The sequence below is a fragment of the Pseudomonas sp. PA-5-4B genome (assembly GCF_021606215.1).
In the GTDB taxonomy this organism is placed as follows: Bacteria; Pseudomonadota; Gammaproteobacteria; order Pseudomonadales; family Pseudomonadaceae; genus Aquipseudomonas; species Aquipseudomonas edaphica.
In genome coordinates this window covers 87,551-109,856 of the sequence record NZ_WKDB01000011.1, presented here as the reverse complement: position 1 = coordinate 109,856, position 22,306 = coordinate 87,551, and the positions used below count along the sequence as shown (strand labels likewise).

At 60.4% G+C, this 22,306-nt stretch carries 19 protein-coding genes, 4 tRNA genes and 2 pseudogenes; 8 read left to right on the top strand and 17 right to left on the bottom strand.

The window, feature by feature from the left end; genetic code table 11:
• Window positions 1–175: 175 nt before the first annotated feature.
• Together GIW28_RS08155 and GIW28_RS08150 are read right to left on the bottom strand one after the other, a co-directional pair.
• Complete coding sequence (locus GIW28_RS08155; RefSeq protein ID WP_017136288.1) at window positions 176–427, bottom strand: hypothetical protein; 252 nt, start codon at window positions 425–427, stop codon at window positions 176–178.
• A 55-nt stretch (window positions 428–482) separates the two neighbouring features.
• Window positions 483–1,586 carry a polyamine ABC transporter substrate-binding protein gene (locus GIW28_RS08150; RefSeq protein ID WP_177033486.1) on the bottom strand — a complete coding sequence of 368 codons (1,104 nt, stop codon included), beginning with the start codon at window positions 1,584–1,586 and terminating at the stop codon, window positions 483–485.
• Window positions 1,587–1,724: 138 nt separating this feature from the next.
• Between GIW28_RS08150 and GIW28_RS08145 the strand changes: the two genes are divergently transcribed.
• Together GIW28_RS08145 and GIW28_RS08140 are read left to right on the top strand one after the other, a co-directional pair.
• The gene (locus GIW28_RS08145) at window positions 1,725–2,516 is read left to right on the top strand and encodes a response regulator transcription factor (RefSeq protein WP_099547847.1); all 792 of its coding nucleotides are present in this window, start codon (window positions 1,725–1,727) and stop codon (window positions 2,514–2,516) included.
• A gap of 118 nt (window positions 2,517–2,634) precedes the next feature.
• Entirely contained in the window at window positions 2,635–4,854 is a 2,220-nt protein-coding gene (locus GIW28_RS08140) for a hypothetical protein (protein ID WP_177033488.1), read from the top strand.
• Here the strand turns inward: GIW28_RS08140 and gltS are convergent.
• A complete protein-coding gene (gene gltS / locus GIW28_RS08135) occupies window positions 4,811–6,022 on the bottom strand; it encodes a sodium/glutamate symporter (RefSeq protein WP_099547845.1) in 1,212 nt (403 codons plus the stop codon). The genes GIW28_RS08140 and gltS overlap by 44 nt on opposite strands.
• A gap of 93 nt (window positions 6,023–6,115) precedes the next feature.
• Here gltS and GIW28_RS08130 point away from each other — a divergent pair.
• A pseudogene (locus GIW28_RS08130) lies at window positions 6,116–6,337 on the top strand (hypothetical protein); the annotation flags it as partial.
• A 68-nt stretch (window positions 6,338–6,405) separates the two neighbouring features.
• Here GIW28_RS08130 and GIW28_RS08125 read toward each other — a convergent pair.
• The 4 genes from GIW28_RS08125 to GIW28_RS08110 form a co-directional block, all read right to left on the bottom strand.
• A tRNA-Gly gene (locus tag GIW28_RS08125) sits at window positions 6,406–6,481 on the bottom strand.
• A 4-nt stretch (window positions 6,482–6,485) separates the two neighbouring features.
• Window positions 6,486–6,561 (bottom strand) — tRNA-Glu (locus tag GIW28_RS08120).
• Window positions 6,562–6,666: 105 nt separating this feature from the next.
• Window positions 6,667–6,742, bottom strand: a tRNA-Gly gene (locus GIW28_RS08115).
• Window positions 6,743–6,745: 3 nt separating this feature from the next.
• Window positions 6,746–6,821, bottom strand: a tRNA-Glu gene (locus GIW28_RS08110).
• Window positions 6,822–7,204: 383 nt separating this feature from the next.
• On the opposite strand from GIW28_RS08110, the gene GIW28_RS08105 reads away from it, so the two are divergent.
• Complete coding sequence (locus GIW28_RS08105; RefSeq protein ID WP_080593750.1) at window positions 7,205–7,963, top strand: hypothetical protein; 759 nt, start codon at window positions 7,205–7,207, stop codon at window positions 7,961–7,963.
• Window positions 7,964–8,638: 675 nt separating this feature from the next.
• Window positions 8,639–9,451: an alpha/beta fold hydrolase gene (locus GIW28_RS08100; protein ID WP_176991168.1), complete on the top strand. Its 813-nt coding sequence runs from the start codon at window positions 8,639–8,641 to the stop codon at window positions 9,449–9,451.
• Window positions 9,452–9,478: 27 nt separating this feature from the next.
• Here the strand turns inward: GIW28_RS08100 and GIW28_RS30760 are convergent, their stop codons facing one another.
• The 4 genes and pseudogenes from GIW28_RS30760 to GIW28_RS08085 form a co-directional block, all read right to left on the bottom strand.
• Entirely contained in the window at window positions 9,479–10,321 is an 843-nt protein-coding gene (locus GIW28_RS30760; RefSeq protein ID WP_371920520.1) for a methyl-accepting chemotaxis protein, read from the bottom strand.
• 15 nt (window positions 10,322–10,336) lie between these two features.
• A pseudogene (locus tag GIW28_RS30755) lies at window positions 10,337–10,564 on the bottom strand (HAMP domain-containing protein); the annotation flags it as partial.
• Window positions 10,565–11,560: 996 nt separating this feature from the next.
• Window positions 11,561–12,973, bottom strand: coding sequence for an aminotransferase-like domain-containing protein (locus GIW28_RS08090; RefSeq protein ID WP_017134452.1), 1,413 nt, complete (start codon window positions 12,971–12,973; stop codon window positions 11,561–11,563).
• Between the two features lie 203 nt (window positions 12,974–13,176).
• A complete protein-coding gene (locus GIW28_RS08085; RefSeq protein ID WP_138449186.1) occupies window positions 13,177–13,938 on the bottom strand; it encodes an SDR family oxidoreductase in 762 nt (253 codons plus the stop codon).
• A gap of 228 nt (window positions 13,939–14,166) precedes the next feature.
• On the opposite strand from GIW28_RS08085, the gene GIW28_RS08080 reads away from it, so the two are divergent.
• A complete protein-coding gene (locus tag GIW28_RS08080; protein WP_017134454.1) occupies window positions 14,167–15,174 on the top strand; it encodes an NADP-dependent oxidoreductase in 1,008 nt (335 codons plus the stop codon).
• Between the two features lie 111 nt (window positions 15,175–15,285).
• Here the strand turns inward: GIW28_RS08080 and pyrF are convergent, their stop codons facing one another.
• Window positions 15,286–15,984: an orotidine-5'-phosphate decarboxylase gene (gene pyrF / locus GIW28_RS08075; protein ID WP_017134455.1), complete on the bottom strand. Its 699-nt coding sequence runs from the start codon at window positions 15,982–15,984 to the stop codon at window positions 15,286–15,288.
• Between the two features lie 261 nt (window positions 15,985–16,245).
• Between pyrF and GIW28_RS08070 the strand changes: the two genes are divergently transcribed.
• Window positions 16,246–17,010, top strand: coding sequence for a response regulator (locus tag GIW28_RS08070; protein ID WP_026013476.1), 765 nt, complete (start codon window positions 16,246–16,248; stop codon window positions 17,008–17,010).
• Complete coding sequence (locus tag GIW28_RS08065; protein ID WP_017134457.1) at window positions 17,010–18,044, top strand: sensor histidine kinase; 1,035 nt, start codon at window positions 17,010–17,012, stop codon at window positions 18,042–18,044. The genes GIW28_RS08070 and GIW28_RS08065 overlap by 1 nt, the downstream gene beginning before the upstream one ends.
• Here the strand turns inward: GIW28_RS08065 and GIW28_RS08060 are convergent.
• The 5 genes from GIW28_RS08060 to GIW28_RS08040 form a co-directional block, all read right to left on the bottom strand.
• Complete coding sequence (locus GIW28_RS08060; RefSeq protein WP_056859710.1) at window positions 18,041–19,102, bottom strand: AI-2E family transporter; 1,062 nt, start codon at window positions 19,100–19,102, stop codon at window positions 18,041–18,043. The genes GIW28_RS08065 and GIW28_RS08060 overlap by 4 nt on opposite strands.
• Before the next feature lie 73 nt (window positions 19,103–19,175).
• Entirely contained in the window at window positions 19,176–19,994 is an 819-nt protein-coding gene (locus GIW28_RS08055) for a DUF4892 domain-containing protein (protein WP_236447032.1), read from the bottom strand.
• A gap of 102 nt (window positions 19,995–20,096) precedes the next feature.
• On the bottom strand, window positions 20,097–20,951 hold the full coding sequence (locus GIW28_RS08050) for an alpha/beta hydrolase (protein WP_236458953.1): 855 nt from the start codon (window positions 20,949–20,951) through the stop codon (window positions 20,097–20,099).
• The gene (locus GIW28_RS08045; RefSeq protein WP_236447034.1) at window positions 20,948–21,751 is read right to left on the bottom strand and encodes an alpha/beta fold hydrolase; all 804 of its coding nucleotides are present in this window, start codon (window positions 21,749–21,751) and stop codon (window positions 20,948–20,950) included. The genes GIW28_RS08050 and GIW28_RS08045 overlap by 4 nt, the downstream gene beginning before the upstream one ends.
• Window positions 21,752–21,848: 97 nt before the next feature.
• Window positions 21,849–22,292: a hotdog fold thioesterase gene (locus GIW28_RS08040; protein ID WP_138449178.1), complete on the bottom strand. Its 444-nt coding sequence runs from the start codon at window positions 22,290–22,292 to the stop codon at window positions 21,849–21,851.
• Window positions 22,293–22,306 lie beyond the last annotated feature (14 nt).

The window sequence follows — 22,306 nt, the reverse complement described above, 5'->3', positions numbered from 1 at the left end:
GTGTCCACCATGTCCCCGCACACCCGTCAACCATGTGTCCGGTCCGTACAGGGCGTTTGCCAAAAGTGACCCGCCGTAAGGGCGGAACCCTAAGCCGCCGTTACCGCAGCAACGGATATACACTCAAAACCACCGCCCCTAAGACCGCCTCAAAAGACCTGAAAAAGCACCACCCTCAAAGAGGAAGCATCAAACGAGACCGCTCTTGCACCCGCGCCAACTCAGGAAACTCCAGCAGCAGCGCCCGATTACCCCTGCCGATATGCTCCATGACCGCCCGCGTAACGTGTTCACGCACCATCCCGGTCGAGACGTAATACATGGCCCAGGCCTGCTCCGGCGTACAGTGACCGATCTGCTCCTCAATCTCCTTGTACGCCTGATAATCGTCCGATTTCACATCGCACGGGTCATCACGTCGGGCCATGATTTATCTCCCTCTCTGGGATCTATGCGAAAGCACTCGGGCCTCACTCAGCCAGTCACGTACCGCTCTTCACCTTGGTCCACACACGTGTACGGATACGCTCCAGCTTCAAGGGCAACGGCTCAAGCGGCACCAGCGTGGCGATGGTGGCTTTGGACGGATAAATCCACGGGTTATCGCGCAACTTCTGCTCAACCAGCGCGGTGGCGTCCTTGTTGGCATTCGGGTACAGCGTGTGATTGGAGCTCTTGGCAATCACCTCGGGCTCAAGCATGTAATTGATAAACGCCAAGCCGGCCTTGGCGTTGGGCGCATCCTTGAGCAACACAAAGTTTTCCGACCAGACCAGCCCACCCTCGCGCGGCAAGCTGTAGGCAATCTTGCGGCCAGTATGGTTTTTCTCATTGATGGCCTGGGCCGTCAGCGCCCCGCTCGCCCAACCCACGACCACGCAGATATTGCCATCGGCAAAGTCGGCGTCGGTTCTGGAGGAGTCGAAGTAGAGGACATAAGGGCGGATTTTCAGCAGCAGCGCCTGGGCCTTCTGGTAGTCCTCGGGGTTCTGGCTGTTGCTCGGCAGGCCAAGGTAATGCAAGGCGATGGAGATGATTTCACTCGGCGAGTCGAGCATCGCCACGCCGCAGGACTTGAGCTTGCTGATGTTTTCTTCTTTGAAGATCAAGTCCCAACTGTCCACCGGGGCGTTTTCACCGAGTGCGGCGTTGACCTTATCCACGTCATAACCAATGCCGGTGGTGCCCCACAGGTACGGAATCGCATATTGGTTGCCTGGATCGTTAGTGGCGAGCAAGGCCAGCATTTCCGGGTCGATATGCGCATAGTTGCTCAGTTGGCTGCGATCCAGCGGGGCCAGCACACCCGCCTGGATCAGGCTTGGCAACACGTTGGAGGTGGCGACGACGACGTCATACCCGGTGCGCCCGGCCATGGCCTTGCTTTGCATGACCTCGGCACTGTCGAAGGTATCGATGTGCATCTTGGTGCCGGTTTTTTGCTCGAATTCCTTCGGTGTCTCGGGAGCGATCAACCCGAACCAGTTGTACAGGTTAACCCGGGGTTCTGCCGCCGCTGCGGGCGTGCTGGCCCCGACACAGACAAGCGAGGCTAAAAAAATGGCTCGCAAATGTGATTTATTCATATAACTATCCTTGTCAAAAACGACAGGCCTTCATGGCCATCAACGCTGGTGGGTGAATATACCCGGCGTCGTCGAATAGTAAATACCTACAAATACTTAGCTCATTCGCCTGAATCCCTAACCCTAAAGGGGTAGTCCATGTCACTCGACCTTCACAACCTCGCCTGGCACCGGTCAGCCGGCAAACTCATCATGGAGCTGAACCGCCCAGCTTTCTGGAGCTCGCTGGTTCGCGTCCTGAATGAGTACGTGCAGATCGACAATTGGGTGGTCCTGGTGTTCAGCAACCAGCAAGTCAACGTCGTCAGCGTGACCGAGGTAGCCGATGCCGACGAAGTCGACGCCCTGACGCAACTGTATGTAAAAGGCCTTTACCTGCTGGACCCGTTTTACATTGCCAACCGTGAAAACCCGCAGAGCGGTTTTTTCCATCTGTCAGACATTGCACCCGAGCACTTCCTGACCACCGAGTACTACCATCAGTATTTCGCCCGGTACGTGTCCGTCGATGAGGTGCAGTACAACGTCCAGCTCGACGCGGATCGAACCCTGTGTATTTCATTTGGCAGTAACACGCGCTACACCCCGGAACAGATCACCACACTGGATATCATCAAGCCGTGGGTCATGGCATTGATGCATCAACGCATGTGTTTTGAAGTCGATGAAGAAAAAAACCTCAGTGAGCCGCCGCCCTGGTCCGAAGCCATTGTGCAGTTGGGCACACAGATCACCACGCGCGAGAAGGACGTGCTCAAGTTGCTGCTCAGTGGTTTTTCCAATAAAGAAATCGCCGGCAAACTGGCGCTGTCGACAGAAACCATCAAGGTGCACCGGCGCAATATCTACACCAAGCTCAACATCAAATCGCAGTCCGAACTCTTTTCGCGTTTTTTCATGCCTAAACAGGACGTTTACACGCTGAGTTAGGCGCGCGATCACTCGCCATCCTCAAGAAGCCCCCGGGCGGTAACCTAGCCGTTCGGTCAGTTACCGCGCATGCCCCCTTTGCTTACCCTTTCCCCTGGTTTCTCTCGGAGGGGGCGTGATGTCCTTGATCAGCGATGTAGAACGCGCTTGCACACGCCTGGCCTCAGCAGGATGGCATGACCTGTTGCTGCACCACGGCCTGGACATCACCTCGACAAGCCTGCGTGAGGAACTCGCCAGGCCTGTGCAGATTGATCGCACCCAGCCAGGCTTTGAGGATTTTTCCGCTGATGCCACACGCGGTATAGAGCCTGGGCGCCCGGCCGACAGCCTGCTGTTTCATGCCTTCGCCTCGCCCCATGTGGTCACCGCGGTCAAGGGTAAAACGCTCACGGCCTTCCCCACAGCCGCTGAAATCGAGCACGTCCTCAATTATGTCTACGGCGCCGCTCCCCCGACCCTGGAGGCTTTGCAGCAACTGGCCGGTGAGGCGCAACTGGCGATTGCAGTGTTCGCGTATGAATACCGGCCCTACGCCGAAACTGTGCACAGGCGCCAGGCGGACCTGTGTTTCTCGCGTACCGGGGTGGCCCGGGTCGGCACGGCGGACGCGCTGTATAACCCGCAGCAAAGAGGTTTTTTGCCCTTTGTCGAGGGCCAGCCGAACCAGATGCGGGTGATACCCGCGCGCTACGGCGCGTTCATCGCTGCCCGGCACACCGGCCAACCGGCGCGGTTTGGCCCAATGGATGCTCAACCTATCGATGAGGATCTGGAGTTCTGGGTGCCCCTGCACAAAGTGTTCGATGGCAACGAGTGCCTGGCCGGAATGGACCTGACTGTGCAGCTGGAAAACCACCAGATCAATGAAAAAATCGGACAGATCCATAGGCGATTTCGCGATACCGGCTGGCAAGAGCCTGACATTCTCAATGCGCCTTTCGTCATTACCGAGGGCTTGTGCCATTGGGCGAATACCGATGAGTTCGCGCCGGGGCTGTTGATGCCCGACGCCAAAGAAGCGCTGGTGGAACTGGCCTATTACCAAGACCGTCCGCTGTCGTTCATGATGCCTCCCAATACCGGTGGGTTGGTGCATGGGCGCCATCATTTGCGCGACGACGGTTCGATCGAAGACCTCAACCAGCGTGAGGATGTCGACGCCATCGTCAAGGCGGGCGGCTACCGAGCCCTGCACTATCAGGATGCCATGGCCGACGGCTGGGTACGGGCCCACTGCCCTGCGCTGGAACTGGCGAGCATCGCCGCCTACTCCATCATCGGTGCGCCGGATTTTTTTCCGTTATGCGGGCAACGAGAGCTCAAGCAATGGTCCAGCGACCCGGCGGTTTTCCCTTGCCCTGCGCCGCCCTGCCCAGAGGTTTGGCATACACGGGTCAACCCACTGTCCGACGTGCGTTTTTTTATCAATCAGGCCCTTGCCGGTGGTTACTTCGCCCCTGAAGACCGTGGCGTCACCGCCATCGTCTCCCACCCACAGTCCTCTACAACACCAGGCCCGACGCTACCTGTGCAACGCACACAACGGCAATCCTGGCTGCCGGATTTCGCCAGCGGGGTCTTTGGGCCGGGCTGGGAAGTGGGCCGGGGCCTGGTAGACGCTCCGTTTACGAACATGCTGTGCGGTTATCAGTTAGCCAGCCCGTTTACCGAGGATGCACGCATCTGTGCGGCACTCGGCTCGTACTGGCCGGGGGTGGCACCTGACTCCACCCGCAGCTTTGAACCGCGCAATGTTTCGGCCACGGTCATTCCGCTGACAGACAGCGAAATCGGCCTGGGCGACAGCCCTGCCTGGGATGGCCGCGCCGGTCCCACCTTGATTGAGTCGCAGGGGCGCATGCTGGTGCAGTACCGTGCTTATGAGTACAGCGACTACACGCAGGCCGCATTGGATGGCCAACTGTCGCTGGCCATCACCGGGCAGACCAGCACCGCGCAGTACCACCAGAGGGTGCTGGGGATGCGTCGTGCTTATGAGGCAGTAGGGGTCGGATCAGACAAAGAACAACGAAAACGCTGGCCTCTGCTGGCGTTTTTTCAGGTGCAATTACCGGATCAAGCGTTCGAAGTTGCGCAGCAAGAGGCCGGCTTGCAACTCTCGGGTGAGGTGCATTTTTACACGCTGTACAAACATGGCGCGATAATCACCCCAACGCATGACTTCAAGCTTCGCCACGTGCAAATAGAGCAAGTCATCGACCTGTACATGAGCCACGACGCCGTACTGATCCGTCAGGACGGCGCCGCTTGGCGACCATTCGAAGGTACCCTCAACCCGCCGCCCCCAGAAACGGCAACGCCAGGTACAGTTTGATCACCACCGCATTGGTAATGTCGATAAAAAACGCCCCCACCATCGGCACCACCAGAAACGCAATCGGCGATGGCCCGAAGCGCTGCGTGACCGCCTGCATATTGGCAATGGCGGTCGGCGTGGCCCCCAAGCCAAAACCGCAATGCCCCGCCGCCAGCACGGCCGCGTCGTAGTTGCGGCCCATGACCCGGAACGTCACAAAGATCGCAAACAGGGCCATCAGCAACGCCTGGGCCGCCAACAGAATCACTATCGGCAAGGCCAACGCCGCCAGATCCCAGAGCTTGAGCGACATCAGCGCAATCGCCAGGAACAACGACAAGCTGACATTGCCCAGCAGCGACACTTCACGCTCAAACACCTGATGCCAGCCAAGCGCCGACAAGCCGTTGCGCAACACCACGCCCACAAACAGCACGCATACAAACGTCGGCAATTCGAAAGCCGTACCTTTAATAAAGCCATACAGGAAGGTGCCGACCTGCAAGCTGATCGCCAATAACGCCAGGGTCTCGATAAATGAAAACGAGGTGATCATGCGTTCCTGGTTGGGCTGCTCAAAGCCTTTGGGCTGGGGCGGTTGCGCCAGCTCAACGCCGGGCACCTGCACACGTTTGATCAGCAAGCGGGCAACGGGGCCACCTATCAGCCCACCCAATACCAAGCCAAACGTCGCCGAGGCAATCGCCAGTTCGGACGCCGAAGCCACGCCATATTTTTCGCTGAACACCGCGCCCCAGGCTGCGCCAGTGCCGTGCCCGCCCGACAAGGTGACGGAGCCTGCCAACAGCCCCATCAACGGGTCAAGCCCCAGCGCCTTGGCCAGGGCAATGCCCATGGCATTTTGCACCACCAGCAGGGCCGTCACGACCAGCAGGAAGATGCCGAGGATGCGCCCGCCTTTCTTCAGGCTGGCAAAGTCCGCATTCAGGCCGATGGTGGCAAAGAACGCCAGCATCAAGGGGGCCTGCAATGAGGCGTCGAATCGAACCTCGATATCCGTTAATGCGCGCAGCAACAGCAGCAGCGCAGCCACCAATAAGCCGCCGACCACCGGCTCCGGAATACTGTAGGCGCGTAAAAAGCCGATACGGGCGACCAGCCAACGCCCCAACAGCAGCACCAGAGAGGCGGCGACCAGGGTTGAGTAAAAATCGAGTTGGAACATCTGGGCAGTTCTCTGAAGTGAACAGGCACACGGGGCTGGCCAGAGTAGAGACAGCAGAACCAGTACACACCCACCCGCTATTAACTACAGACTATTCCCACGCACTTCACAACAAGGCCTACACATGTCGCGTGCAGCCGCTATCGCTGGGTGGTCCCCGGTTTGATTTTCGTCATCTACGCCATTGCGGCGGCCGACCGCGCCAACCTCGGTGTGGCGATGCCATTTATTCGCAAAGAATTCGACATGAGCAACGCCGAGGCAGGCGGCCTGATAAGCCTGTTCCTTCTCGCCTATGCCCTGGCGCAGATTCCTGACCCGGCTGATTAAAATCAGCACAAACAAAAACGCCGATCATTGCTGATCGGCGTTTTCGTTAAATATGGAGCGGGAAACGAGACTCGAACTCGCGACCCCGACCTTGGCAAGGTCGTGCTCTACCAACTGAGCTATTCCCGCAAAATGGCGTCCCCTAGGGGACTCGAACCCCTGTTACCGCCGTGAAAGGGCGGTGTCCTAGGCCACTAGACGAAGGGGACACACAACTGAAACACATGGTGTGTGTTTCAGTGCCCAGAGGTTAAATCCGAAGATTATGCCCTGGTTTCACTCAATGCCGCCCGAGGGCCACATTGCTTGTAAATTGGAGCGGGAAACGAGACTCGAACTCGCGACCCCGACCTTGGCAAGGTCGTGCTCTACCAACTGAGCTATTCCCGCATATGGCGTCCCCTAGGGGACTCGAACCCCTGTTACCGCCGTGAAAGGGCGGTGTCCTAGGCCACTAGACGAAGGGGACACACGTACAACATTCACTCCCTACCGCGTTTCGCTGTGTGCTTTACGCTGTAAGTGGCGCGCATTCTATGGATGGATTGAAAGGTCGTCAACCCCCAAGGATAAATTTATTTAAATCAATGACTTCGCCCTGCTTTCCGGGCCTTGGCGGGCATTCTGCCCGTCCGGGCTTTGACGCCTATATTCTGGCGCCCGACAAGGCGCTATAGTTCGCCCAAGCAAATGATGGCAATGTGCATCTATGCAGGGAGCCCGCCCGGCAACGCTTACCTATATAGAAGAAACTACCTGGGCAACTGGTCGAACAGTCCTATCCGCCGGATGGTCCAGTCACTACACTCCACAGCAAACCCTATAAAAGAGGTCACACCGGTGACACCACTCATGATCACCCTGCTGGTAATAGCCGGGATCGTAATACTGATCGCCATTGGCTACATGAACCACGTGGTGGAAAACAACAAGCTGGAAAAGAAACGTACCGAGATCGAGCTCAATGATCGGCTGCGTCGGTGCGGTGAAATCACCGAGACCTTTCCTGGCCAATTGATGACCCCGGCGCTCAAGCTGCTGCTCACCCGCCTTGAGCTGAACGTCAACCAGCGTCTGTTGCACCTCAACAAGTCCAGTGCAGCACTCAAGGCGCGTATCACTGAGTTGAATGCGCTGATCGCCCAGGGCGAATCGATTCCGGTGACCAACCCGCCGGCGCCGATCCAGACCGAAGCCAAGGCCAAGGATGTGCGTTTCCTCCTTGAAGCCCTGCATGGCCAAGTGACCCGCGCGGCCCAGGATGGTTTTCTGCCGACAAACGAGGCCAAGCACTGGATCAAGGAAATTCGTCATATCCTGGTGCTGCTGCACATCGAGTTCTTCAACAACCTCGGCCAGCACGCCCTGCAACAGAACCAACCCGGCCAGGCACGCCTGGCATTCGAGCGCGGTGTGCAGTACCTGCGTAAACAGCCAGAGCCGGTGCTCTATAGCGCGCAGTTGCAATTGCTTGAGAATCAATTGGCCCGTGCTAATTCGACGGTACTGACTAACAGCAAGCCGGCTGAAGATGAGGTCAATGAGTTGACTGAAGGGCTTAAAGTTGTGGATGCGGATGCGGAGTGGAAAAAGAAGGCTATTTACGATTGATCGTTTGGCGCGCGCGGTGGATGGATGGGTTGGGTACATATCCGTTGCTGCGGTAACGGCTACTTAGGGTTCCGCCCTGACGGCGGGTCACTTTTGGAAAGACCGGAATGCCGGCCCAGCCAAAAGTAAGCAAAAAGTCTTCGCCCCACCACTCGGCACCTCGCTTAGGCTCGGTGTGCCAGAACGAAGGCTTGAATCCGTGGGCCGCCTCAGATCAAAAGCAAGATCAAAAGCAGAGCACGGCGGCCTAGTAGCCGACCTGAGTGGTTAGTTCAAAAGCGAAAGCGGATCCGCATACACCGAAGATCTGCTTTTCTGTGGGAGCTGGCTTGCCTGCGATGCAGACACCTTGGTGTATCAGGTACACAGAGTTGATGCCATCGCAGGCAAGCCAGCTCCCACAGTTGACCGAGTTTGGCTTTGCTGTTGCTGTTGCTGTCGCTGTTGCCGAGTGTTGGGGCGAAGACTTTTTGGTTGCTTTTGTCTAGGCCGCCATTCCGGTCTTTACAAAAGTGCCCCGCTGTCAGGGCGGACTCCTAAGCCGCCGTTACCTAAATAACGGATATGCCCCCCAACGCAACACGCCACAACAAAGTGCCATCACTTTGCACCTATCCCCCCGCCCCCGACTAGCGTAAAAAAGTGCCCCTAACTCCATGAAGTCAGAGGCCTGCTATGCCTGTCGCCGTCATTGATGGACAACCGCTGCACTACGTCGACCAGGGCACCGGCCCGGTCGTTCTGCTGGGCTCAAGCTACCTGTGGGACCGCCACATGTGGGCGCCGCAAATCGAAGCGCTGTCGCAACAGTACCGCGTGATCGTCCCCGAGCTCTGGGGCCATGGTGAATCTGGCCCGCTGCCGGCCCAAACCCGGTCCCTCGACGACCTGGCGCGCCAGACCCTGGCCCTGCTGGATCAGTTGGACATCCCACAGATCAATCTGGTGGGCTTGTCGGTCGGCGGCATGTGGGGCGCACGCCTGGCATTACTGGCCCCAGAGCGCATCAACAGCCTGGTGCTGATGGACACCTACCTGGGCGCCGAGCCCGAGGCCACGCGTCAGTATTATTTCTCGCTGTTCAAGATGATCGAAGACGCCGGTGCCATCCCTGAGCCGTTGCTGGATGTGATCGCACCGATCTTCTTCCGGCCAGGCATCGACCGCGAGTCGGCGCTGTACCAGGATTTCCGCCAGTCACTGCAGGCCTTCTCCAAGGAGCGCCTGCTGGACAGCATCGTGCCATTGGGCCGCCAGATCTTCAGCCGCGCCGATATCCTCGACCAACTGCACCGCCTGGACACCGACACCACCCTGATCATGTGCGGTGAGCAGGACAAGCCACGCCCACCCGCCGAATCCAGGGAAATGGCTGAGTTGATCGGTTGCAGCCTGACCCTGATTCCAGACGCCGGGCACATCTCCAGCCGCGAAAACCCGGACTTCGTCAATGAAGCCCTGCTGACCTTCCTCGCCAACAACGCCTGATCGTACGGCTCCGCCTTTGCTCACTGATCAAAGGCGGAAGTGCCCCACCATGCCCTTGAGTTCGGCCCCCAGCTGCGCCAGCTGAATGCTCGAGGCGGCGTTGCCTTGCATGCTCAGCGCCGATTGGTCGGCACTCGCGCGGATACTGGTGACACTGCGATTGATCTCTTCGGCCACCGAACTTTGCTCCTCGGCGGCGGCGGCAATCTGCTGATTCATCTGCTGGATCAGGGACACGGCAGCGGCGATGCTGCCCAACGCGCTCTCGGTTTCCAGCGCATCGCTGACGGCGAGTTTCACCAGCTCGCCGCTTTGCTGAATCTGCTGCACCGATGACTGCGCCGCACTGCGCAAAGTACTCACCAACCGCTCGATCTCCTCGGTCGATTGCTGAGTACGCTTGGCCAGCGCCCTCACCTCATCGGCCACCACCGCAAACCCTCGGCCCTGCTCGCCGGCGCGGGCGGCCTCGATGGCAGCGTTAAGGGCCAACAGGTTGGTTTGTTCGGCCACGCTTTTGATCACCCCCAACACCGTGCCGATGTGCTGGATTTCGGCACTGAGGCTGTCGATGCTGGCGCTGGCACTGGTGCTGGAGGACGCCAGCAACTCAATACGCTGCAGGCTCTGACGCACCACCTGCTGGCCGCTGTCGACCTTGGCATCGGCGGTCTGCGCCGCTTGCGCGGCCTCTTCGGCGTTGCGCGCTACGTCATGCACGGTGGCGGTCATCTGGTTCATCGCCGTGGCGACCTGTTCGGTCTCCTCCTTCTGGCTGCTGACCTCTAGATTGGTTTGTTCGGTGACGCTGGAGAGGGATTGCGCAGAGCTGGCCAATTGCTCTATGCCGGCCTGCAAGCCGCTGACCATCTGGCTCAAGCCATTGCCCATCTGTTGCATCGCTTGCATCAGCTGGCCAATTTCATCGCGGCGACTGACCTCCATCCGCCCGCTCAGGTCACCGGCGGCGATCCGCTGGGCCACTGCGATCACACTGCGCAGCGGCGCCACGATCAGGCGGGTAATCAGCCAGGCTGCAACCAGCCCCACCAGTAACGCCAGTGCCGAGGAACCGACGATCAGCAGCGTGCTTTTCTTCAATTGCGCCTGCATCGACTGGTCTTCGGCGGCATACGCCTGGTTGACCCGGCTGACCACCTGGTCGGCGCGGTCATGCAATTGCTTGTAGACGATTTTTTCCTGAGCCAGCAAACCGGTGTACTCACCGAGCTTTTCGCTGAAGGCCGCAATATGCCCGGACACCTCATTGAGCACGGTCTGGTAACCCGCGTCCTTGACCAAGGTTTTCAACTGCTCAACCTGCGCCAGGGCCTGGTCGGCCTGTTCGATCTTGCCCTGTTCGGCGTTGTCGGCATCGGCCTTGCGGCTCTGGTCCAGGCGTACCCGTGCCTCGTTCATGGCTTGCAGCATCAAGCGAGACACCTGGCTGACCTGCCCGGCCTGTTCGATAAACTCGGCGCCCTCCTTGCCCTGGCTTTCCTTGAGGCCATAGGCGCCATCATCGGCCAGGCCGGCTTGCAGCACATCGAGGTTATTGGCCACGCTGGAAACGGACCAACTGGCCATTTCCAAAGCCAGGTCCTTGGTCTGGGTCAACTCGACAAATTCATCGAACGCCTTGCGATACGCGGCCAACGCCTGTTCAACGTCGCCCATCACCGGCACATTGGCGGCGGACTGGGCCTTGAGCGTGGCCGCCAGGGCGGCCAGTGCATCGACGCTCTCATGCAAGGCATCAACGGCTTTGGGGTCGGCGTGCAACGCGTAGTCTTGCTCGATCAAGCGCACCTTGAGCAAGCCGCTGTTGAGCGAGGACATGGCATTGAGGCCTTCGAAACGCTGGCCAATGGTTTGCAGCGACCACACGCCAATGGCCGCCACCAGCGCCGTCAGCAGCAGCACCAGGAAGAAGCCCAAGCCCAGCTTTTTTGCCATACCGAGGTTGGCGAAACGTCGTTGCACGGCCGAAATCATTGCACTTGAATCCTCTTGCACGGGCAGATGCCAGCAAGCCTGGTTGCCATGCAGCGAGATTCGCAACGAGACGCCATTGGCACAAGACGTTGGCGTCACAATAATGGCAAAAAGCTACATGCTCGTCGTTTTCAGAATGGTTGAGGTCGATCTGGCAGGCCCCATGGCACGGAACAACTCCAAAGCCCGCTGATCAGCAGCATAGGCCACATTTATGCGCAGCCAGTCACTGTGCTCACCGCGGGGAGTGAACAGCGCCCCGCAAGACAGCAGGACACCAAGCCTGCGCGCGCACGCCTGCAACCGTGAATGATCGCCCAGGCCCGGCCGCGCCCACACAAACATACCGCCAGCAGGCACGGCAAACACCTGCCATTCCTCATCCTCCAGCACCTGCAGGGTGGCTGCCATTTGCGCATTCAAACGCTTGCGCAGGCGTTGCACCCACTTGCGGTAGGTGCCATTGGCCAGCAATGTGGCGACCACTGCTTCGGCAAACCGTGAAGTGCCGATACCGGTCAGGGTCTTGAGGCTGGCCATTTTCGCAACGATATCTGTGCCGGCACTGACGTAGCCCACGCGCAAGGCACTGCTCAGGGTTTTGGAAAAGCTTGATACGTAGATCACCCGGTCATCATGGGGCAACGCCGACAGCCGCGTGCAACTGGCGTGCTGCAGGTCGCCATAGACGTCTTCTTCAATGATCAGGAAGCCATCGCGTCGCGAAAGCTCCAGCAACCGTTCAGCCACGGCGCGACACAGGCTGGTGCCGGTTGGGTTGTGGTAGAGGCAGTTGATGAACAGGCACTTGGGACGATGCCGTAGCAGCAGTTGCTCAAGCACTGGCATGTCCGGGCCGCCCACGGTGCGCGGAACTTCCAGCAACGTGACCCCATGGCGCTCCAATTGTCGATAGAGGTTGGCGTAGCCCGGCGTCTCGACCACCACCGTATCGCCAGCCTTGAGCAGTGAGCGGATCAACAGGTCCTGTGCATGGCCGGCACCATGGGTGGTCAGGATGCGATCCAGGCAGGTGCCCACCTTTATCTGGGTCAGCCGCTTGAGCAGTTGCTCGCGCAATGCTGGCAGGCCCAATGGCGTGCTGTAGTTGAAGAGACCGGCCGTGTCGGTGCGGCTGATTTCCCGTATCGCGTAGCACAGGTCATCACTTTCACGCCATGTGTCCGGCAGCCAGCCGCAACCCAGCTTCAACTCGCCCAACGGGCCATCGACATAGGCGCCCCAGCCCAGCTCTGCACCCTCATACCAGTGGCCTTCAAGGCAAACAGGCGGCTGGGCGACCACAAATCCCGAACCTTGCCTGGACGCCAACAACCCCTGGGCCACCATTCGCTCGAAAGCCTCGATCACGCTGGACTGGCTGAGCAGGTTGTCGAGGGCCAGTTGCCGGATGGACGGCAAGCGCGTGCCGGGGCTCGCGCCGCTCTTGCGTATCCATTGCGCCACCGCGCTGACGATTTGCTGCACCACCGGTACAAGGGCTTGTCGATCGATCCCTAAATCCATGAGCCACTCACTTGAACTGTCTGTTATTCAACCCCAAACAGTTAAGCACAGAAGCTCGCTCAAGCCGGCCGCAAAAAATTATTAAAGTATTGATTTTATTGACTTATTTACCTGCTGATACACATTCTGACGAGGCCTTGTGCCAGCCATGGAAACGCCCCACAGCAGCCCCATCCTTTTCTAAGAGTGCATGGCATGGAGTCCTAGATAGCCGTTGCGCCACCATCCACCGCCAACGCTTGCCCGGTGGTAAACGCCGCCCCATCACTGCACAGGTACAGCACGGCACTGGCGATTTCCTCGACCTTGCCGATGCGCCCAACCGGGTGCATGGCGGCGGCGAACTCGGCTTTGCGCGGGTCTGCTTCATAGGCACGGCGGAACATGTCGGTGTCGATCACCGCAGGGCACACCGCATTCACGCGGATTTTCTTCTTTGCATATTCAATTGCGGCCGATTTGGTCAGGCCGATCACAGCATGCTTGGACGCCGCATAGATGCTCATCTTCGGCGCAGCGCCCAGCCCGGCTACCGAGGCGGTGTTGACGATCGCACCGCCGCCCTGGGCCAGTAACAGCGGCAGTTGATACTTCATGCACAACCACACGCCCTTGACGTTGACGCCCATGATTGCATCGAACTCATCCAGGCTGCCGTCGGCCAGCTTACCCTTCTCAATCTCGATGCCGGCGTTGTTGAAGGCATAGTCCAGGCGCCCATAGGCGGCGATGGTCTGTGCCATCAATTGCTGTACGTCGGCGTCCAGCGTGACATTGCAACGCACGAACAGCGCTTCGCCGCCCGCCTGTTGAATCAACGCAACCGTGTCCTCGCCGCCCGCCACATCCAGGTCGGCTACCACTACTCTCAAGCCTTCTGCGGCAAATGCCAGCGCGGTGGCGCGGCCAATACCGGCGGCGGCGCCGGTCACCAGGGCAACCTGGCCGGAAAACGTCATGCTCATGGGGGATGTCCTATGCAAGAAATAGCCGTGGGCCGAGTCTAGCCAAGCCGACGGCGGGCGCGTCAGCACTATCATATGGCCGGTTGGGGTTGCATGAATCGCAGTGATAAGACGCCCAGGCCAACTATCAGTCCAACCTATCGGCGGGCATTCGCAGCCACCCTTAACCTTGCCCCCAGGCCGCTGAAGGTCTATCACTCAGGGTTCACTTCTAACAGAGTCCCTGCCATGACTGCCCAGACCAACCGCCAATTCCTGCTCGCCAAACGCCCGGTCGGCGCCGCCACGCGGGAGACCTTTACCTACCAGGAAGTGCCGGTGGGCACGCCAGGTGATGGGCAAGTGCTGGTGCGCAATGAATACTTGTCCCTGGACCCGGCCATGCGTGGCTGGATGAACGAGGGTAAATCCTACATTCCACCGGTCGGCATCGGTGAAGTGATGCGAGCGCTGGGCGTGGGCAAGGTGATTGCCTCGAACAACCCGAAATTTGCCGTGGGTGATTATGTGAACGGCGCGCTGGGTGTGCAGGATTATTTCCTGGGCGAGCCGCGCGGCTTTTATAAGGTCGACCCCAAACTGGCCCCGCTGCCGCGCTACCTGTCAGCGCTGGGCATGACCGGCATGACCGCCTACTTCGCCCTGCTCGACACCGGCGCGCCCAAGGCTGGCGATACCGTGGTGATCTCCGGCGCCGCTGGCGCAGTGGGTAGCATTGCCGGGCAGATTGCCAAGCTCAAGGGTTGCCGCGTGGTGGGCATCGCCGGGGGCGCCGACAAGTGCAAGTTCCTCATTGATGAACTGGGCTTTGACGCGGCCATCGACTACAAAAGCGAAGACGTGCCCGCCGCCCTCAAGCGCGAATGCCCTAAAGGCGTGGATGTGTATTTTGATAACGTCGGCGGCGACATTCTCGACGCCGTGCTCAGCCGCCTGGCCTTGAAGGCACGGGTGGTGATCTGCGGCGCAATCAGCCAGTACAACAATAAAGAAGCCGTGAAAGGCCCGGCCAACTATTTGTCGTTGCTGGTCAATCGTGCGCGCATGGAAGGGTTTGTGGTGATGGACCACGCGGCGAACTTTGCCGCCGCCGGCATGGAAATGGCCGGCTGGATGGCCCAGGGCAAGCTCAAGAGCAAGGAAGATATTGTCGAGGGGCTGGAGACGTTCCCGGAGACGTTGATGAAGCTGTTCAACGGCGAGAACTTTGGGAAGTTGGTGCTTAAAGTCAGCTGACCCGATCGTTCCCACGCTCTGCGTGGGAATGCAGCCCGGGACGCTCTGCGTCCCAAAGCGTGACGCAGAGCGTCACAAGAGGCGTTCCCACGCAGAGCGTGGGAACGATCATCAGGCGATTTCGGCGACGACTGCGGCCAGTGCCTTGGCCGGGTCCGCCGCCTGGCTGATCGGGCGACCAATCACCAGGTAGTCCGAGCCGGCATCCAGCGCCTGACGCGGCGTCAGGATACGACGCTGGTCATCCTGGGCGCTGCCCGCGGGACGAATCCCCGGGGTTACCAGTTGCAGCGACGGGTGCGCGGTCTTCAGCGCCTGGGCTTCCAGCGCCGAACACACCAGGCCATCCAGGCCAGCCTTCTGCGCCAAGGCTGCGAGGCGCAGTACCTGCTCCTGCGGCTCGATGTCCAGGCCGATGCCGGCCAGGTCTTCGCGCTCCATGCTGGTGAGCACGGTCACACCGATCAGCAAGGGTTTCGGGCCGCTGCGCTGCTCGAGCACTTCGCGGCAGGCGTTCATCATGCGCAGGCCGCCGGAGCAGTGCACATTGACCATCCACACGCCCATTTCGGCGGCGGCTTTAACCGCCATGGCTGTGGTATTGGGGATGTCATGGAATTTCAGGTCGAGGAATACTTCGAAGCCTTTGTCACGCAGAGTGCCGACGATTTCGGCGGCGCAGCTGGTGAACAGTTCCTTGCCGACCTTGACCCGGCAAAGCGCGGGGTCCAACTGGTCAGCCAGCTTCAGTGCGGCGTCACGAGTGGGGTAATCCAGGGCGACGATGATAGGAGTCTGGCAGACGGACATTGGAATGGGCTCTCAGGCAAGTCGAAATCGGCGCGGATTGTAGCGCAAGCGGCGCCGTTGCGGGATCCGATGATCGGTAAAATGCTGATCAAGCGCGCATAACCCAGTGTTTTAAGAAGATGTGTCAAGACTGATACATTCCCGACATGCCCTCAACACGCCCCGCGACTAGCCTCGCGCACATGACCGCTCGCCCGGCACTTCCAGCCATGGAGCCGGGCGCCTATGCTCAATGCAACAACCCAGGCAGATGATCGCACTATGCATACCCCTACCGTCTCTGTAAACGAAGAGCAAAAAAGCGCGGTGATCGCCGAAGACAAGCGGTGGAACACCCGCGCGCTGATCGTCGATGACGACCTGCCGATCCGTGAACTGCTGATCGACTACCTGGCCCGCTTCAATATTCTTGCCACCGGCGTCACCGACGGCACGGCCATGCGCACCGCCATGCAAGCCGAAACCTTTGATGTGGTGGTGCTCGACCTGATGCTGCCGGGCGAAGACGGCCTGTCGCTGTGCCGTTGGCTGCGCACTGAATCGGACATCCCGATTTTGATGCTCACGGCGCGCTGCGAACCCACCGACCGCATCATCGGCCTGGAACTGGGCGCCGATGACTATATGTCCAAGCCGTTCGAACCGCGCGAGCTGGTGGCGCGTATCCAGACCATCCTGCGCCGGGTGCGCGATGACCGCACCGAGCAGCGCGCCAACATCCGTTTCGATAACTGGCGGCTCAACAGCGTATTGCGCCAACTGGTGGCCGACGATGGCCTGGTGGTGCCGCTGTCCAACGCGGAATTTCGCTTGCTGTGGGTGTTTATCGAGCGCCCGCGCCGTGTGTTGAGCCGCGAACAATTGCTCGATGCTGCCCGTGGCCGCTCCATCGAAGCCTTTGACCGCAGCATCGATCTGCTCGTATCGCGCCTGCGCCAGAAGCTTGGGGATGACCCGAAAGCACCGCAACTGATCAAGACCGTGCGTGGCGAAGGCTACCTGTTCGACGCCCGGGATATCGGTTGATGCGCGCCACCTTCAATACGCTGTTTGGCAGGCTGTTCGGCGTATTGCTGGTGGCTATTGTGCTCGCTCATGTACTGGCGATCTTCTGGTTCCGTCATTACGGCCCGCCACCACCACGGCCCCAGGAAACCTTTGTCGAGCAACCAGACGGCACGATGAAGCCATTGGCCCGCCATCACCGGCCCTGGTACGGCGGCCCCGTGGTGCCGCTGACCTTCCAGTTTATCTCGCTGATCATCGCCGCCTGGTATGGCGCCAAACTGCTGAGCCGGCCGATCCAGCGCCTGAGCGCAGCGGCCGAACGCTTGAGCCTTGACCTCGACAGCCCACCGCTCGACGAATCCGGGCCACGGGAAGCACGCCAGGCGGCATCGACCTTCAACCTGATGCAAAAGCGCATCCGCGAACAAGTCAGCCAGCGCGCGCGCATGCTCGGCGCCGTCTCCCATGACCTGCGCACGCCGCTGTCACGCCTTAAGCTGCGCCTGGAGCAGATCGAAGACACCAAGCTGCAAGGCCAAATGCGCCAGGACCTGGACGACATGATCGGCATGCTCGACGCCACCTTGAGCTACCTGCACGAACAACGCACCAGCGAGACCCGGCACTGGCTCGATGTGCAGGCGCTGGTCGAGTCCCTCAGCGAAAACGCCCAGGACCAAGGCTCGGACGTACAGTTCTCCGGCACGTGCGTACCGTTGCAGGTGCAACCGATGGCACTGCGTTCGTGCCTCAACAACTTGATCGACAACGCCCTGCGGTATGCCGGCACGGCGCGTATTGAGTTGGCGGACAGCCGTGGCGCCCTGGTGATCCGCGTGATCGACCACGGGCCGGGGATTGCGGCGGATAAACGCGAGGCGGTGTTCGAACCGTTCTTTCGCCTCGAAGGCTCACGCAACCGCAACTCCGGCGGCGTTGGCCTGGGCATGACGATCTCCAAGGAAGCCGTAGAACGCCTCGGCGGCCACCTGAGCCTGGAGGAAACCCCAGGCGGTGGCCTCACGGCCGTGATGTGGTTACCGAGGGCCTAAAGTGCTTTATCTTCGCGACGTTCCTGGGACTGGGTCGCGCTCCAATCCGTCAGCAGGCTGTAGGCCACCGCCAACAGGGTCGGGCCGATAAACAGGCCGATGAAGCCAAAGGCAATCAAGCCGCCAAACACGCCTAACAGCACGATCACCAGCGGCAGGTTGCCGCCTCGGCTGATCAGGTACGGCTTGAGCACGTTGTCCACGCCACTGATGATGAACGTGCCCCATACACCGAGGAACACCGCATAGGTGTAGTCGCCCTTCCATGCCAGCCAGGCCGTGGCCGGGATCCACACCAGCGGCGGCCCCATAGGGATCAGGCTGAGCAGGAAGGTGACGATGCCCAGCACCAGCGCGCCCGGCACCCCCGCAATCAGGAAGCCGATCAGCGCCAGCAGGGCCTGGGCCGCCGCCGTACCAATCACGCCGTTGACCACGCGCTGCACAGTGCCGGCCACCAACTCGATGTAGTAACCGGCGCGCTCGCCGATCAGGCGCTCCAGCAACCGATGGGCAAACATCGCCAGCCGTGGCCCATCACGGTAAAAGAAGAACACGAACACCAGGCTCAGGGTCAGCTCGAGGATACCGCCGCCAATTTGCGCACTGCGCGCCAGCAGCCAGTTACCCACCTGCCCCAGGTACGGCTTGATGCTGACCATCAGCGCCGCGCCCTGTTGGTCGATGCTGTCCCAGGTCGCCACCAGCCGCTCGCCAACAAAGGGGATCGAGTTCAGCCAGGCAGGTGCGGCGGGCAAGCCGTCAACCTGGATATCCTTGATCAGGCCGACCGCATCGCGCACATGGTCGGCCAGGTTGAACCCCAGCCACACCAGCGGCACCGCCACCAGCAACATCCAGCCCAGGGTCAGGATGCCCGCCGCGAGGGATTCGCGGCCACCCAGCCAGCGCGTGAGCAAACGCATCAGCGGCCAGCTGGCAAACGCCAGCACCGCGCCCCAGAACAGCGCCGACCAGAACGGCGCCATCACCCAGAAGCTGGCACCAAACAACACCAGCAGCAGGATTTGCACCAGTAGGCGATCGTTATTGAGCATCGGGTATCTCGAGAATAAGGCTGTAGGAAGAGAGCTTAGGCGAACGGCACGGGTCCGTTCGCCTTGATAACGGTCAGCGTATCAGATGCAGGTGCAAACCCTTAGCGTCACCGCTGCCGGTTTCCAGGCGGGCAGCCCGCACACCGCTGTCGATCAGGCCCTGGCGCCAGGCTTCGGCGGTCGGCCCGGTGAGGCTCACGCGCAAGGTGGCGTCGAGGTTCAAGCCACGGGAAATCAAGGTCAGCCAAGTGGCGTCAGGCGCGCTGCCGAGTGCCGGAAAGTCCAGCTCGCCGGTGCTTTTCAGCTCGCGCAGCAAGGTCGCCGAAGTGGGCAGCAAGTCGCCCAGCGGCGCCCCGGCGTCCAGTTGTTCTACATGCAGATAAGCCCGGCGGTTGCCGCGCGTAATGCCATATAGCGCCACCAGCGAATTGTCTTGCGGGGCGGCCAGGCGCAGCAGCAGGTATTCCTGCTGGCCGTCGGCGCCGACCAGCTTGGCATTGCCGAACACTTCATTGGCCCACAGGCTGCTTTCGCCGCAATCACGCGCCTGGCACCAGAACAACAGCTGCGCGCCCTTGGCCTGCAGCGCTTCGCGCGTCGCGGTAAATGCGGCGCTGGAGGTGTGCTCGGCAGGCAACTCATAGGTGATTGCAGTGGTTTGGCCGCGCGCCGTAGCCTGGCCTTCGTAGCGCAACTGGCCGCTGATCTTGCGGATCGCGCCCATGGGGTAGATGCGTTCTTTTTCTTCGGCGGGGCGATAATCGACGATTTGCGCGTCGACCTGACGGGCCACGGTCGGCAGATCCTGGCTGCCTGGCACATCGGCGGCGAACACCAAGGGGCTGAAACAGCACAGCCCGAAGACACGGAGACATTCTTTACGCAGGCTCATCGGATGATTGAGCCCTGGCCATCGAAGTGCGCAGCGGTGTTGAGTTCGTACATGGTTGACTCCCTTTCAATCCGCCCAGCCTCGGCAGTTGACCCCGCCAAGTCAAGGCATGGAGAAAAACCGATTGAAACAGTCTGCAACAAGGATCGCGCCGGGCTCATCATTAAGGTGTAAATGATGGCCGCCCGGCAGCGTGTTCACCGTAAAAGGTAGCTGAGAAAGCAATTCGGAATGTTTCGCCAGCATGCCGTCAGCCGCGACGACCAATTGTGTAGGGCAACCCACACGTCGCACGAAAGCCATCGCCTGTTCATCGGTCATGCGCATAGGCGACGCCAGGGTCAAGCGTGCATCGGTGCGCCAGGTATAGCCACCCGGCACGGGCATCAAACCGCGCTGGGCCAGCAGTTCAGCGGCTTCACGGCTGACCGCCACTACACCTTTCATGCGCGCTTCGACGGCTCGATCCAAGGTGCTGTAGACCGGTTTGCGCTTGTCTTGCAGGCTCAATTGCGCCTGCAACGCCATGCCGAGGCGCTCGGCGGCGTTCTCGCCAGCGGCGGTCGGCGGGATCACGCCGTCGATCAACCCCAGGTGTGTGACGCGTTCCGGCAGCGCTCCGGCCAACACCAGGGAAACGATGGCGCCAAGGGAATGGCCAAGTAATGCAAAACGTTTCCAGCCGAGTTGTTCAGCCACTTGCAGCACATCAAACACGTAATCCCACAAGGCATAGCCGGCCCCGGCAGGCCGATGCGCCGAGTGCCCATGCCCGGCCATGTCCAGCGCAACGATGCGCAAACCCGCAAGCTTGGGCGCCAGCCGCGCAAAGCTGTTGGCGTTGTCCAGCCAACCATGCAGGGCGATCACCGGCAGGCCGTCTTCAGGCCCGAACAGATGCGCGGCCAATTCGATATGCGGCAGGCTCAGGCGCACTTCTTCGACGGGGTTGCTCATGCGCAGCTGCGCTCACGGGCTTGCCAGCGGGAAAACAGGTTCTTGATCAACGTCGCGGTGTCCTGAGGGCGTTCGAGAGGGAACATATGGCCGCCGGGCATGGTGAGCATTTCACCCATGGGCAGACGATCGACACCACTGGCATGGTGACGCATCACCACCCGGCTCTGACGCCCGCGCACCACCGCCAGCGGCACCTTCAGCTGGCGAATCTGGCCTGGGCTGGTATGGGGCACGCCTCGGTAGATACTGATTTCGGTGGCCGGGTCAAAGCGCAAGCGCAGGCGATCGCCCACCTGTTGCAGGCCGTGTTGCAGGTACGCGTCAAAGCATTCCGGGTCGAAGCCGCGAAACAGCGTTTTGCCGGCGAAGTAGCTGCGTGCGGCGGCCAGGTCGCTGAATTCTTCACGCCGGCCCAAGGTGCGCCCCGCCGGGGTCAGGCGGTCTATAAAGCCAAAACGTTTGGCAGCGCGAATTACCCAGCGGTCAGCGCGGGTCAATACCGGCGAATCAAGCATCACCACACCACGGTACAGCTGCGGGCGGCGCATGGCCGCGTGCAAGTGCAGCACGCCGCCCAAGGAGTGGCCCACGCCCCACACCGGTTCCGGTTGCTGTTCCAGGTGATGGATCAGCTCATCCACCAGGTTCTGCCAGTTGTCATCTACTGGAAACCTGGGGTCGTGACCGTGCTGTGGCAAATGCGCCACCGCGTATTCCGGGGCCAGGGCGGTAAACAACTTGCCGTAAGTGGCCGAAGGAAAGCCATTGGCATGGGCAAAAAACACGTGCTGCGACATACAGGATCCATCTACGGGAACAGAAGTGAATTGTCACCAGCCTTGAGCCGCACAGCAATGACTGTAACCGCCAGGAATGATGACACTCACGCCACGCCTATCGTGCAGGTGGGTTCTCGCCCAACGGCACCACGGCCATGGTCAGGCGCGACACACAGCTGGCTTTGCCATCGTCGCTGGTCAAGCGAATGTCCCACACCTGAGTGGTACGGCCGATATGAATCGCCCGCGCTACCGCCCTCACCCGCCCGCTGCGCACACCACGCAAGTGGTTGGCGTTGACCTCAAGGCCCACGCAATAGAACTTGCTGGCATCAATGCACAGGTAAGCCGCCATGGAGCCGACGCTTTCGGCCAGCACCACCGACGCGCCACCGTGCAGCAGGCCGTACGGCTGGTGGGTGCGATGGTCGACCACCATGCTCGCGGTCAGCGACTCGTCGTCGAAGCTTTCGAAACGGATATCCAGCAGTTCACCGATGGTGTTTTTCTGGATGGCGTTGAGTTGCTCGATATTCGGTTGGGTGCGCCACAAGCTCATGAAGTCGTCCTTAT